Origin of the sequence: Actinokineospora pegani, from assembly GCF_009745975.1 — a bacterium.
Classification (GTDB): domain Bacteria; phylum Actinomycetota; class Actinomycetes; order Mycobacteriales; family Pseudonocardiaceae; genus Actinokineospora; species Actinokineospora pegani.
Map to the genome: position 1 here is coordinate 1 of NZ_WHOL01000019.1, position 704 is coordinate 704.

At 75.3% G+C, this 704-nt stretch carries 1 protein-coding gene; it reads left to right on the forward strand.

Translation table 11 applies throughout. The features are described 5' to 3' along the window. On the forward strand, window positions 1-704 hold a 704-nt coding region (locus GCL84_RS00840; RefSeq protein ID WP_197522921.1), incomplete at both ends, for a beta-ketoacyl [acyl carrier protein] synthase domain-containing protein.

Below are 704 nucleotides of genomic sequence, written 5' to 3' on the forward strand. Positions count from 1 at the left end.
GGCGCTGGGGATGGACCCGCAGCAGCGGTTGGTGCTGGAGACCGCGTGGGAGGCGCTGGAGCGCGCCGGGGTGCGCCCGGACTCCCTCGGCGAGACCAGGACCGGCGTCTACATCGGCGCGATGAGCACCGACTACGGCAGCCTGGGCCAGGACCTCGGCGCGCTCGACGGCTACGTCAACACCGGCAAGGCCAGCAGCGTGATCTCCGGCCGGGTCGCCTACACCCTGGGCCTGCAGGGCCCGGCGGTCACCGTCGACACCGCCTGCTCGTCCTCGCTGGTGGCCCTGCACCTGGCCGCCGCCGCGCTGCGCCAGGGCGAGTGCGACCTCGCGCTGGCGGGCGGGGTGACGGTGATGAGCGGGCCGTCGCTGTTCGTCGAGTTCTCCCGGCTCAAGGGCATGGCCGCCGACGGCCGGTGCAAGAGCTTCGCCGCCGACGCCGACGGCGCCGGGTGGTCGGAGGGCTGCGGCGTCGTGGTGCTCAAGCGGCTATCGGACGCCCAGCGCGACGGTGACGAGGTGCTCGCGCTGATCCGCGGGTCCGCGGTCAACCAGGACGGCCGCTCGCAGGGCCTCACCGCCCCCAACGGCCCCGCGCAGCAGCGGGTGGTGCGCGCGGCCCTGTCCGCCGCGGGCCTGTCGCCGTCCGATGTGGACGCCATCGAGGCGCACGGCACGGGGACGTCGCTGGGCGACCCGATCG